Raw genomic sequence first — 13,577 nt, forward strand, 5'->3', positions numbered from 1 at the left:
GTTCCTGCCTAAAAACGGCAATGTTCTTCAATTTCATCCCATTGTGAAAGCATTCTTACCGAATCTTCGGAATCGAGTTCGATTCCCATTTGAACTTCGATCCATTGCATGTCTATTAGCGCCTTAATACTATGGAAACTGCCTGACGGAATTTTCAGCATATCCCCGGCTTGAACGTCTTGAATTCTTCCATCCATCGCGAATTGTCCCTTCCCGGAAAGAATGGTCCAATATTCGCAGCGTTTTTTATGTTCATGGTAGCTTAGACACTGCCCCTCCGTTACTTGCACTAAACGAGTCAAAGTTTCCGTCCCGTTGATCTGTTTTTTATAATTAAGCACCTTATACTGTCCCCATCTTCTCTCCTCAAACATGGGTCGCTGCACATTATGTTTCAACAGCTCCTTTAATCTGGGACTGGATGCTTTATCTGCGACCAAAATACCGTCTGGACTTGCTGCTACTACAACATCCTTCATGCCGATAACGGTAACCAAAACGTCCAATTCGTTTACAACATGCGTATTGACCGAATGTTCGGAGATAATGCCGTTGCCCATAGTGTGTGTTGACATTTCCTCGGTTAATGTATTCCAGGTCCCCAGGTCTTTCCAATAACCGTCATAAGCGACTACAACGGAACGAGTCGTTTTTTCGACAACCTCATAATCAAAGCTGATATTGGGAAGTTTGTCGTATTGCTTCAGCATTTCTTCGTATTGAATAGGCAATCCTTTTTCGATGAGAAGATTTATTACATAGTTGAGTCTAAAAGCAAACACTCCGCAGTTCCATAATGCTTTTTGTTCGATCAAACGCTCAGCTTCTCGCTCCGTCGGCTTTTCTGTAAAAAAGTTAATATACTGATAGTTTTTTTCATGCAGTTCATCTGAATCGTTCGGGACGATGTATCCGTATTTTTCTGACGGGTACGTCGGCTTTACGCCGATTAACGCCAGATCGGCACCTGAGTTCTGCAGACTCTGCTCAAGCTCATTTATATTTTCAAAAAATTTATTTTCCACATAAGAGTCCACGGGCAAAATCGCAACCACTTCATTTAATGGTGTTCCGATTATGGAATATAAGTAGATAGCAGACAATGCGATGGCCGGAAACGTATCCCTGCGTTCAGGTTCAACGATAATTTCCGTAATATGATTTAATTGCCTCTGGACAATCTCCTTTTGACTCTTCCCCGTAGTAATGATAACATCCTTAGCCAGTCCGACCGAATCGAGCTGCCGCCATACTCTTTGAACCATGGATTCCTTTTCTCCCGATTCATTGTGCAGAACTTTAAGAAATTGTTTGGACCTGGCATCGTTAGATAACGGCCAGAGTCGCTTTCCGGAGCCTCCTGATAACAGAACAAGCTTCATTCCTACCACTCCCATCATTTTTATCTATTTGTGTACCCTTGCTTACTCTATGAATCTTTTCCTCAAATATTTTGCCGGTACGCCCGCATGAACTTCATTCTCGGGAATATCGCGCACGACGGTGCTTCTAGCGGCAACAACCGCCATGGTCCCTACATGAACCCCGGGGTAAATAAACACATCGCTTGCAATCCAAGCCCCGTCCCTAATCGTTAGGGGCTTCGTAATTAATCCGAATTTAGCATCTGTCATGTCATGAGTCCCTGTACATAAATAGCAATTTTGCGAAATTGTGCAGTGGCTGCCTACCTGAATGAAATCAAGGCTGTAAAACTCCGTGTTGTCGCCGATCCAAGAGTAGTCCCCGATCGTAACCTTCCATGGGTAAGTAAATTTTGCAGTAGCCCGAATTTGTGCGCCCTGACCAATCTTTGCGCCAAACAGCTGCAATAAGAAACGTCTCCATCCATACATGTTGTGAATTGAAAATCGGAATAACGTACCCTGAACGAACCACCATAACAGTACGATGACATTACTTCTGCCGCGGGTGTACCAGTCCTGATTATAATGATCCAAACGAATTCTGTTCTCCATACGCAGAACTCCCAACCTTGCTTTTTTGGATTTTTTGCAATTCAAGTATTTTGGCATCCACCAAAAATCGATACCAGCAGCCTTGAAGAAAATGAAATACAATCCCTTCTTTTCCATCGAGAAATCCGAGTTTAAAGATATACCTATAGATGAAATATACCATGGGTCTGGTAAATAATGGAATTCTATAATAAATAAAATATTTTAGCCACCTATTTCTTTCTGCCTGACCTTTAAACAAACTCGGAATGACTTCGTCCTGGTTTTTCTGGATTTGTTTTTTATTTTGAAGGAATTCGGAAACTTCTTTATTTGAATACCAATTATGTTTTTGAGTCCACCATTCAAGATTTTTTGTATTGTTGTCGATCATATCCTTATCAAAAGTAACGGTCTCCCCTCCCAGTAAGATGATGTGCTCATCCATGAGCTTTTGCTCGCAGACGGCAGTCCCTGTTCTGAAGACCCTTAATAGACATTGCGGATACACGCCGCCATGTTTAATCCACTTCCCCATAAAATATACCCGGCGTTTGAGAATGATCCCGTTTGTTTCCGGCGGGAGCAAATTAATTTTTGTTTGAATTTCTTCACAAAGCTCCTCCGTTAATTCCTCGTCCGCATCCATTCTCATCGTCCATTGCGTGGTAATATCCGTATGCTTCAAAGCCCAATTAAATTGGGAAGCATGATCTGTAAACTCGTGCTCATAAAAATCCAGCCCTAAGCCTAAACAAATTTCTTTAGTCCGGTCCTTGCTAAAGCTGTCAACGATAACAAACCTTTTGGCTATTCCCATAAAGGAACGGATACACTTTTCAATATTGTTCTCTTCATCTTTCGTCAGTATAATAACGGTCAAATCAATCATGTTCATTCACCACCCTTCTTTTAACCTTGGGCATTAATACCGCCTTCATTGACATTTTCTTTTCCCGACGCAAGATCACTAATATCTCTATGAAAATTATGCATGATCGAATCAAGACCAAGCCGGTTTTCCGCATAAGTCCTTGCATTTTTCCCGTAAATTCTCCGTAACTCTTTATCCAGCGATAGAGAGTAGATGGCATCGGCCAGTTGTTCCATCTGTTCAGCCTGAACGACAACTCCCGCATTCGCTTCGCTCATCGCTTGTGCAACCGATGTATTTTCGTTTGCGGTAGCGATAATACAACGACCGCTGGCTAGTATCCCCGTCAGCTTGGAGGGCATGACTAAATCGGAAGCATTGTTCTTTTGAATGAGCAGGTGCACGTCCGCGGTATTCAATAAATCGTTAAGGCGTTCAATAGGCTGCAGCGGAAGAAAATGAACTTGCTTCAATCGCTGCTGCTCAGCCTGGAGCAGCAATCTCTCTTTCGCCACTCCCTCCCCGCATAAAATAAAGTGAATATGCTTAAATCTCTTTAACCTTTTGGCAACCTCCAATACAATTTCTAACCCTTGCTTTTCCCCCATGTTGCCCGAGTATAAATAGACGATATCATCCTTCCGTATAGCTAATTGCTCCCGATACGCGCTTATGTACTCGTCTAAAGGATACACGGATCGGGTATTTACCCAGTTTGGGAAAAACCTGATTTTATTTAACGCGACCCCCTTTTTTACTAATTTAGCCTTCATTTTTGCTGAAATCGTAGATACAACATCAAACCGTTTCATTAACCATTGTTCCACAGAAAGAACAACTGTTTTAAATATGGATTGATTAGGAAGTAGCCCGAGATCAAACGCAGCATCCACCTCAAAATCCTGGACATGAAGCCATGTTTTTATCCTGAAGCACTTAGCAAGCAATACCGATGCAGGTGAAATGACTAGAGGCGGCTCTACAACAAATAACATATGAGGGCGCCAAAACAGCTGAATGAACAAGATTGGAAAACTGGTAATTGCAAATGACAATAAATGTAGAAGACGATTAACCCCGGATACTTTAGAAGGGATCCATATCGGACAACGCCATGCCAGAACGTTGGGAAATAATTGTTCTTTCTGGTATCGAGTAGCCGAGTATCCCTTCTTAATTGCCCACTGCGGATAGTAAGGGGGGGCCGTGATGACTCTTACCTGATACCCTTGCTTGGACAGCCATTCCGCCAATTCCCCGTTATATTTGCCAATACCGGTTAATTCAGGAGCAAAGTTCATACTATAGATCAGAATTTTTTTTGCAGGCCCCATTCGATTCTCCTTTCCCGGCTAAGAAGTACTGACGCTCTTCAAGTATTTATTTTCCAATTCATGCCGGATCACATTGTTATATTCATTTTCGAGCGATTGGCCGATTTGATCCCAATGGAAATATTTCCGAACCATTTCTTCGCCATTTTTACCCATCGTATTCCTTAGGTCGGAATCCTCTAATAAAGTCCGTATCCGATCCGCAACGGATTCTTCATTACACTGGGTAATCAATCCAGCGCCATTATCCTCTATCTCTTTGCAAATATTCACCTTATCGGAAATAATCACCGGAGTTTTGCAGATTAAGGATTCGATAACCGCAATTCCAAAGTTCTCCGAGTACGAGGGAAGCACGAAGACATCAGCATCCTGAAGCACAGCCAGTTTATCCTGATCTCTGAGCATTCCAGTAAAAATAACGTGATCCGACAGTTTTTTGTCCAAGACCCAGCGCTTTACCTGCTCTCCATAGCTCTCATTGTCCGGTCCTGTAATAACAAGAGCAGCATCCGGGTGAGCCTTTATAACAACCGAGAAAGCATTAACTAACAAGTCCAGACCTTTTTTATAGTTTAATCTTCCGAAAAACAGTATGATTTTTTTTCCTTTTAATTGTTCATACCGATTTCTAAATGCACCTTGTTCCGGCATGTTCTGAAATTCCGCCAAGTCCAAGCCAAGGGGAACAACCATTCCTTTTGTTTCATAGCTAACGGGTTTAGCTAAATTCATCTCTTCTTCCGTAATAAAATGCAGCGCGGCTGCATGCTTAAAGTTCCTTTTTTCGAACAAAAACTCCAGCAGTCTTTTGCGGTTTCTATGACGTTTATAAATAAATGGGTCCAGAGATCCGTGAGGACAAACGATGTACGGTACCTTGTATTTCCTGCAATAGTGGCCAGCCGCAAAATTATGGAACATGTATAACGCATGGATGTGGACTATATCATTCTTGGGTATCTCTTCTTTAAGAGCATTGGCCAAGGGCATAGAAGTGCTCCAAAAATTCGGCTTTTGTACAGGGAAATATGTGATTTCTACTCCATCTTTAACAACCGGCTCGAACAAAGGAACACTAAGCCGATCATCACCGTCCTGATCAGTTGTAAAAATTCGAACTTCATGTCCGAGATTGGCCAATGCTTTTGACATTTCTAAGACAGCTTTGACAGGTCCCCCGTATCTTGGAGCGAGGTTTGATATTACATGAAGTATTCTCACGCATTCATCTTCCTTCTCAATGAGAATGTTTTTTTTCTACAACGTAGTTGCCCTGTACCCTGCTCTTTCCTAAAAAACCTCTTATGTGACTTAGCTCAAGAAAGCAAATGCCTACAGATGACCAGACAAAGATGCTCAAGGCATTCCCTATCGTGAACAAGACGCTTTCAGTAAAGGAATAAAGAAGGAGAACGAGCAGCACAGCAATGATCATACCTAACGCCTTTTGGGGGCTTCGACTGTACTGCTTCAGAAGACTGTACAGGGAGTTTAGAACCATGGCCAAGAAGAAGGCGAGTCCTAATAACCCTGTGCTTGTGATGACGACCAGATAGTAGTTATCCATGATCTCATTCGTCTTCAAGGTTCCTTGGCCAATCAGATAATCAAACCACCCTTCGTTTTTGCTTAATACACCGTTCCAAATCGTGATCCTGTTGCTAAGTGCTTGATCCACAGTTTCCAGCAGCGCGTTCTTGTCTACTGAAATAGCTAATAATGCGACAGGTACCATGAACAGAGGTAAAAATACAACAGGATGTTTAATCATTTGCAATAACGGCGGGTAAATGAACTTTTTCAAGGCAAAGAGGAGCAGCATGGCTATAACACAGTACAATGCAGTTCGACTGCCGCTCATGTCAATCAGTATCAAATAGAAGGGAAGCGTGAGCATATAGATAAAACGGCGACGAAGCAAGCACAGGATCAGAGACAGATTGACTCCAAAAAAAGCGTACAGACCTACTGAATTCGGATGTTGAAAGTATGCTAGATAACGATTTCTCAAGCTATAAGGATCAAGGTGAAACGATTCGGGATCGTTCCAGCCCGCCAAAATCGATATTCCCATGGAAAACAATAGCGAGACATAAAAGACTTGAACGATATCGACATACTTGATGTTCTTTTGCCAGATATAGCTTGGAAGTAAAATTAATGTGAAGACAAAGAGCATAACATAAGAAATAATGGTCATGCCCATGGAAAGGATGTCACCCAGGGATGAACTGCTCATGAGCGCTAGTGACATGATGATTATCCACAAGTAAAAGAAAATGGCTGTTATTCTGAAATAGGGAGTTATAAAAAAATTTTTTTTCTCGGCCCAAAAATAGACCAATATTAACGCTGCACAGAACAAGAAAATGAGATACTTTAACACGTACAAATAATCCATAAAACTAAACCGCATAAATGAAAGCACATTGCTTGAGACTAGAAGGAATAATAAGGTCTTAAAGGCGGCATGCTTCATTCTCCCCAACCTTTGTTTACTTTTTTTGGTGGAAGAAAGATCCGTTTTTGATTACTTAGCATTTTAGTAATCGTTTTTAAACAAAACAGCATTTCACTCGATTTTAAGAGCAACGCAACACTTAGGTAGGTTAGTGCCGCTGCAGCCAGCACCAACATCGTTTCTCCTGTGAGTACTAGCTTCGAATCCATACTTATTGCCAGCAGATTGACTCCCAACATCCCGCACATGACATACATAACCCCACCCATTGCGATAACCGAAATAACTGACTTCATAAATGGAAAAAGCTGCATGCGCTTTCCCGTCTTCTTATATATTTTTCTTCGCAAGATGTTATAAAGAACAAGGAAACTAATGATTTCTGAGATTGATGTACTTAAGGCTAACCCTTTAACTCCAAAGAACGGTACGGATATGGCATTTAAAGTGATGTTGATGCTCACCAGCAGGCTCGTATTGATAACGGGAGTCCTTGAGTCCTTCATGGCATAAAACGTTCGGAGTAAAAACTCTTTCCAGGAAAGAAAGGGAAGGCCCAGAGCGTAAAAACAAACAATAGACGCTGTAATCACGGTTGCCGCTTGGTCAAATGCTCCCCGTTCAAACAATATTTGCGTAAACGGAATAGCCAGGAACATTAATACTGCGGAAATCGGGATCATAAAGAATGAAAGTATCCCCAGCCCTTTACGTATCAGTTCCTTAAATTCCTCGTCTTTGTTCAGACCTACATGTTCAGAAAGCTTTGGGAAAAGAACCATCAGAATCGGCATCTGGACAATTCCGATGAACAAACTAAAAATCCTCTGGCCATAACCCAGGGCCGCGACGCTTCCCACCATTAAACCCGATGAAAAAAAACGGTCTACGACGACATTAATCTGTGTACCTAACCCTGTTGCTATCGTTGAAGGGGCCATTCTCAAAATCTTCATGAAATCAGCGTCTTTCAGGTTTAAATTCCATTTGTAACGTATTTGTCTCAGCCCTGGAAGTTGAATCGCGAATTGGGCTGCCACTCCAAATACGTAACACAATGTGACCCATTCAATTCCGCCCAGGAATCCTGCGGCAAACATACCAACAATAACGACGCCATTGTTAGGTATATTACTTAATGCCGAATATCCAAACTTGCTTTGAGACTGAAGGACAGCGGTTGCCCAACCGGAAAGACCGAGAAAAACCGTTACCGGCATCATGATTCGGGTTAAATGTATCGCCAATTCGCTCTGGTGTTCCGTAAACCCCGGTGCGATTGTATGAATAAGGAAAGGCGCGATCCAATATCCCACGAATGCAAATACACCCAGTACCAAAAGTACGATATGCAGAAGACTTAAGCTTACATTTCGGAATACGTCAACCTTTTTGTCTGCATACAAGACAGAAAGAACCGGTATTCCCGCCGTACCTATTGATGTTCCCAAAAAGCTGAATAGTATAAACGTTACCGTTTGAGCCATGATAAAAGCGTCAACCTCAGGTCCTACTCCGAAAAATGCAGCTAACGTAGATTCTCTTACAAAGCCCAACAAACGTCCTAGTATTGTTGCAGCAAACAACCAAATTGCAGGTTTGGTTAATTTTTCAACCGCTTGACTTGCTTTGGACTTATCAGCAAGAGCTAGCTCAGACAATGTATTTTCCCCCATGAATGTTCAGGGAGGCCGAATGCTGGCACGACCTCCCTGCATGTAATTACAAATGATCAAACCACAGATAAAATATTATTTTTGATTTCACGTTCAACGCGGAACAGGTCAGCCTCAATCATCATATGAATCAATTCTTTAAAGCTGACTTCCTGCTTCCATCCAAGCATTTCTTTAGCTTTAGAACAATCGCCAAGCAACAAATCCACTTCCGCAGGTCGGAAAAATTGGGAATCGACGATTACATAGTTCTCGTAATTCAAACCGACGTAGGAAAATGCGACATCCAGCAGTTCCCTGACCGTATGCATTTCCCCCGTAGAGATGACAAAGTCCTCGGCCACATTTTGCTGGAGCATTAACCACATTGCCTTGACGTAATCACCTGCAAATCCCCAATCTCGTTTTGCATCGAGGTTTCCCATACGGAGTTCGTTTTGCAATCCCCATTTAATTCTAGCCACGCCATCTGTTACTTTGCGTGTAACGAATTCAATCCCCCGTCTTGGCGATTCGTGATTAAACAAAATTCCTGAGCAAGCAAACATATCGAAACTCTCGCGATAGTTCACTGTAATCCAATGGCCATACGCTTTGGAAACTCCATATGGGCTACGAGGATAGAAAGGGGTGGTCTCTTTTTGCGGGGTTTCAAGAACCTTCCCGAACATCTCACTGCTTGATGCCTGATAGAAGCGTGCTTCAGGGCGTACGATTCTTGCCGCTTCCAGCATGTTTGTGACCCCTAAAGCTGTAATTTGGCCTGTCAACATAGGCTGTGGCCAAGAAGTTTCCACAAATGACTGGGCGGCGAGATTGTAAATCTCATCTGGATTGGCGGTTTTAACCGCATGAATAAGCGAAGAAAGATCCGTTAAATCTCCAGAAACCCAGTCAATTTCATTTCTTATGTGCGCAATATTATCATAATTAGGAGTGCTGGTGCGTCTTCGCATTCCGTATACTTTGTATCCCTTCTCCAATAATAATTCTGCAAGGTATGATCCATCTTGACCAGTAGTTCCAGTAATTAAAGCTTTTTTCATGTAGTCCTCCCCATTCTCAAGCTAATTTTGTATACTCGTTCTCCATAAACCATTGATAAGTTTGGGCTAATCCATGCTCTAGCGAAATCATCGCTTTCCAGCCTAAATTGTTTATTTTTGTGGTGTCCACGAGCTTTCTTGGAGTTCCATCCGGTTTATTCGTATCCAGAATAATTTCTCCCTTGTAGCCGGTAATTTCCTTGATTTTCTCCGCAAGTTCAAGGATCGATATATCTTCCCCAATCCCGATATTTATGATTTCATCCTCATAATAATTGTTCATTAGGTACAAACATGCATCAGCCAGGTCGTCGGCATGCAAAAATTCTCGCTTGGCGGTTCCCGTTCCCCAGATGGTAACTGATGGAGAATTTTGCAATTGGGCCTCATGGAATTTTCTCATTAGGGCAGGGAGTACGTGGGAATGATGTAAGTCATAATTATCATTTGGTCCGTAAAGATTCGTAGGCATAACAGAAATATATTGGGTACCATACTGCCGGTTATAGGCTTGACACATTTTGATACCTGCTATTTTCGCAATGGCATAAGGTTCATTTGTAGGTTCAAGCTGTCCTTCAAGCAAATACTCCTCCTTCAAAGGCTGCGAAGCATATTTAGGATAAATGCAGGTGCTGCCTAAAAACAGAAGACGCTTGATACCGTTACGATAAGCAGCATCGATCACATTAGTCTGAATGAGGAGATTATCCCGAATGAAGTCTGCCGGATACTCATTGTTCGCAACGATTCCTCCTACCTTCGCCGCAGCCAAAAATACATAATCGATCGAATGCCCTTGAAAGAACTCTTCTACTGCTTTGTAATCTCTTAAATCCAATTCCGAAGATGTTCGGGTTACAATATTAAGGTACCCGTTAGCTTCTAAACTTCTCACGATCGCAGATCCTACTAAGCCTCGATGACCCGCAACATAAATGGAACATGTTTTCTCCATATGTACTATATCCGCCTACCTTTCACTAATAAGCATCCTTCGATCCTAAAAGAAGTCTGATCGTTTTCAAAATAATTTTCAGGTCGAAAAAAAAGTCCCGCTGCATGATATATCGAATGTCCAACTCAATCATTTGCTCAAAATCCAGGTTATTTCTTCCGCTAACCTGCCACAGACCCGTACAACCCGGAGTAACCTTGAGCCGATTCATGTGGTAAGGGGAGTAATCCTTGACTTCTCTTGGAAGAGGAGGACGAGGGCCAACCAAGCTCATTTCACCCTTGATTACATTAAATAATTGCGGAAGCTCATCTATGCTTGTTCTACGAATAAACTTGCCTATATTGGTAATTCTTGGATCTTCCTTCATTTTAAACATGAGTCCATTTATCTCGTTTTTGCTCAACAAGTGAGTCAATAATTCTTCCGCATTAGAGACCATGGATCTAAATTTATACATCCGAAACGGCTTACCATCCTTACCTATTCTAGTTTGATAAAATAGAATAGGTCCCTTCGGATCTTCAAGCTTTATCAGCAAGGCTACGAATAGGAAAACTGGAACAAGCAGGATAATACCGCTCACCGCGCCGATAATATCCAGTATTCTTTTTGCAACGATGTATGCTTGACTAACTCGCCCAAAAGAATGATTCGATAAATCGCCAGTTTCGGATTTTATTTCCATGCCCATCTCTTTATCTCCTAACCATGCATTTTTACTGCATTTTCACGCTTAATAATTTCTCCAATCGCATTCAGTAAAGGAACTCGGAGTTCATGGTTCATCAGCGCAAAGTCCAAGGAGGTAAGAATGAATCCTAATTTTTCGCCAACATCATAGCGGACACCATCAAAATGATAGGCAAATACGTCCTGTAGCTCATTTAGCTTTTGAATGGCATCCGTGAGCTGAATCTCTCCGCCCGTTCCAGTTTCCTGTTTCTCCAAGATGCCGAATATTTCTGGCCTTAGTATGTAGCGGCCCATGATTGCCAGATTCGAAGGTGCTTTGCCTCTTGCTGGTTTTTCCACGAAATTGCTCACTTTATATAATCGCCCTTGCTTCTCTAGCGGATCAATAATTCCATATCGGTTCGTTTCCTCTTGAGATACCGGTTGTATGCCAATAATTGAACTTTGAGTTTCGTCATAGTATTGGATCATTTGCTTTAAGCACGGCGTTTCTGCATGAACAATGTCGTCTCCGAGGAGCACAGCAAACGGCTCATTGCCAATAAATTTTCTTGCGCACCAAACAGCATGCCCTAGTCCTCTAGGCTCTTTTTGTCGTATGTAGTGGATATCTACTATTTTTGAAGGGTGCTGTACTTGTTTTAAGAGTTCAAGCTTTCCTTTTTCCAACAAGTTTTGTTCCAATTCAAACGCATTATCAAAATGGTCTTCGATCGCTCTTTTTCCTTTTCCTGTTACAATGATAATATCAGTAATGCCGGATTGAACCGCTTCTTCAACGATATACTGAATCGTCGGTTTATCCACTATCGGCAGCATTTCTTTCGGCATCGCTTTCGTTGCCGGTAAAAAGCGCGTCCCCAGTCCAGCTGCAGGGATAATTGCTTTTCTAACTGTTGTCATAGTCACTACCTCCCGAATAAATAATTTGTATATAGTAAAATTTTTGTTACAGCTGCCTAATGGAGGTGATCACTTTACTTTATTCGGGATTGGAGCCATCATAGCTATAGTAAAATTGGTTTTTCCCATCATATTCCTTTTTATTAAGTACCACTCCAAGAATTTTAGCCTGCACATGCTGCAACCTCGCAATCGCTTTTTTCACTAATTCATTCTTAACTTTTCCAGAACTGACGACGAAAACGACACCATCACATTTCGCTGAAAGTACTTGTGAGTCGGTTACAGCCAATGTAGGAGGGGAATCAAAAAGTACATAGTCATAGGAGGCACATAGCTCCTCAATCAAATGATCCATTTTGTTGGAGGATAACATTTCAGCCGGGTTATGAGGAGCCGGACCTGCGGTTAAAAGCGTTAAATTGTCCACGTGAGTCTCATGCAACGACTGCAGTAATTCCGATTGACCAGTCAACACGTTAGTAATTCCATCTCTGTTGGATTTTTTAAAATATTTATGTAAACTTGGATTTCTTAAATCCGCATCAACAAGTACTACATTCTTGCCTTCTTGAGCAAATGCAATACCTAAATTGGAAATCGTGGTGGATTTACCCTCACCTGGACAAGTTGATGTAATTAGAATCCTCTGAATACTTTTATCTATTTGTGCAAATTGAATGTTAGTTCTTAACATGCGATATGACTCTGAAACAGCCGATTTAGGACTTTCATTAATGATCAGTCGGTAGTTACTGGCCGAGGCTGGCATATTTGGTTTCACCCACTTTAGTAATTTGATTGTCAGTATTCTGTTTATTAAAATCATTTTTTGAATATTTACTTATTGTGGCTAACACAGGGATTTGAAGAATTTTATTAACGTCGGTTTCGGTTTTAATGGTGTCATCCAAATAATCCAGCAAAAAGATCAAACCAAGAGAAATGACAAAAGAAACAATGATTGCGATCACGATGTTGATTACAGGTTTTGGACGTACAGGAACCAATTCTCCATTAGCTTTCGCCTCATTTAAGACCGTTACATTGTCCACCTTCATAATGAGATGAATCTCCGACTTAAAAACTTCGGATATGGAATTAACAATCTTTATCGCCTTTGCCTGAGAATTATTTTCGATAGAGACGTTGATAATTTGTGTATCGTTAACTGAGCTGACTTTTACATTTTTGATCAGCTCTTCAGAGGTCATCTCCAGATCCGGGTTGTTTGTGACAACCTTGTCCATGATTGCCGGAGATTTAATAATTTCCTTGTAGGTGTTCACTAACAAAATATTAGTTCGTACCGAATCCGGATCTAAATACAGTTGATTATTAGCATCGCTGCCTTTATTGATGATTAGTTTTGTGTTTGCTTCGTAAACCGGATTTATAATAAAAAAGCTAACTAGACCTGTTGCGACTGAAGTAACCAAGATCAATGTAATCATCAACCAAATTCTTTTTTTTATAATTCCGAAATAATCTTTTAATTCCAATTCCATTTTTAATTCTCTCCCAACCCATTATATTGATACAATTAGTATCATTACAAATGCGATTTAGTAACCTCCTTGGATAATTATCCGTTCTCGTCAAAGAACATTAAATTCACCACTAAATACAAATTGTATCAACGATTGTTATAACACTAATTTATGATAC

General features: G+C 41.3%; 13 protein-coding genes. All 13 read right to left on the bottom strand.

Annotated elements, in window-relative coordinates; all coding sequences use genetic code 11:
- Positions 1 to 8: 8 nt before the first annotated feature.
- Positions 9 to 1,382 (bottom strand): sugar phosphate nucleotidyltransferase, encoded by a 1,374-nt coding sequence (locus ACZ439_RS07240; protein ID WP_430105995.1) that lies wholly within the window; start codon positions 1,380 to 1,382, stop codon positions 9 to 11.
- A 42-nt stretch (positions 1,383 to 1,424) separates the two neighbouring features.
- Complete coding sequence (locus tag ACZ439_RS07245; RefSeq protein WP_054796093.1) at positions 1,425 to 1,979, bottom strand: WcaF family extracellular polysaccharide biosynthesis acetyltransferase; 555 nt, start codon at positions 1,977 to 1,979, stop codon at positions 1,425 to 1,427.
- Positions 1,948 to 2,856 carry a glycosyltransferase family 2 protein gene (locus tag ACZ439_RS07250; protein WP_430105997.1) on the bottom strand — a complete coding sequence of 303 codons (909 nt, stop codon included), beginning with the start codon at positions 2,854 to 2,856 and terminating at the stop codon, positions 1,948 to 1,950. The genes ACZ439_RS07245 and ACZ439_RS07250 overlap by 32 nt, the downstream gene beginning before the upstream one ends.
- Positions 2,857 to 2,870: 14 nt before the next feature.
- Positions 2,871 to 4,166 carry a glycosyltransferase WbuB gene (locus tag ACZ439_RS07255; protein ID WP_430105999.1) on the bottom strand — a complete coding sequence of 432 codons (1,296 nt, stop codon included), beginning with the start codon at positions 4,164 to 4,166 and terminating at the stop codon, positions 2,871 to 2,873.
- Positions 4,167 to 4,184: 18 nt separating this feature from the next.
- Positions 4,185 to 5,390 (bottom strand): glycosyltransferase, encoded by a 1,206-nt coding sequence (locus ACZ439_RS07260; protein WP_464620824.1) that lies wholly within the window; start codon positions 5,388 to 5,390, stop codon positions 4,185 to 4,187.
- A 16-nt stretch (positions 5,391 to 5,406) separates the two neighbouring features.
- Entirely contained in the window at positions 5,407 to 6,375 is a 969-nt protein-coding gene (locus ACZ439_RS07265; RefSeq protein WP_464620825.1) for an O-antigen ligase family protein, read from the bottom strand.
- 269 nt (positions 6,376 to 6,644) lie between these two features.
- Positions 6,645 to 8,291 (bottom strand): murein biosynthesis integral membrane protein MurJ, encoded by a 1,647-nt coding sequence (gene murJ, locus ACZ439_RS07270; RefSeq protein WP_464620826.1) that lies wholly within the window; start codon positions 8,289 to 8,291, stop codon positions 6,645 to 6,647.
- Between the two features lie 71 nt (positions 8,292 to 8,362).
- Positions 8,363 to 9,352 carry a GDP-mannose 4,6-dehydratase gene (gmd, locus tag ACZ439_RS07275; protein WP_430106007.1) on the bottom strand — a complete coding sequence of 330 codons (990 nt, stop codon included), beginning with the start codon at positions 9,350 to 9,352 and terminating at the stop codon, positions 8,363 to 8,365.
- Between the two features lie 16 nt (positions 9,353 to 9,368).
- Positions 9,369 to 10,310: a GDP-L-fucose synthase gene (gene fcl, locus ACZ439_RS07280; protein ID WP_054796044.1), complete on the bottom strand. Its 942-nt coding sequence runs from the start codon at positions 10,308 to 10,310 to the stop codon at positions 9,369 to 9,371.
- 25 nt (positions 10,311 to 10,335) lie between these two features.
- On the bottom strand, positions 10,336 to 10,998 hold the full coding sequence (locus ACZ439_RS07285; RefSeq protein WP_464621116.1) for a sugar transferase: 663 nt from the start codon (positions 10,996 to 10,998) through the stop codon (positions 10,336 to 10,338).
- A gap of 17 nt (positions 10,999 to 11,015) precedes the next feature.
- Entirely contained in the window at positions 11,016 to 11,909 is an 894-nt protein-coding gene (gene galU, locus ACZ439_RS07290) for a UTP--glucose-1-phosphate uridylyltransferase GalU (RefSeq protein WP_430106010.1), read from the bottom strand.
- A gap of 79 nt (positions 11,910 to 11,988) precedes the next feature.
- Complete coding sequence (locus ACZ439_RS07295) at positions 11,989 to 12,606, bottom strand: CpsD/CapB family tyrosine-protein kinase (RefSeq protein WP_430106013.1); 618 nt, start codon at positions 12,604 to 12,606, stop codon at positions 11,989 to 11,991.
- Positions 12,607 to 12,661: 55 nt separating this feature from the next.
- Positions 12,662 to 13,417, bottom strand: coding sequence for a YveK family protein (locus ACZ439_RS07300; protein ID WP_430106015.1), 756 nt, complete (start codon positions 13,415 to 13,417; stop codon positions 12,662 to 12,664).
- Positions 13,418 to 13,577 lie beyond the last annotated feature (160 nt).

The organism is Paenibacillus sp. JCM 9796, assembly GCF_055379675.1.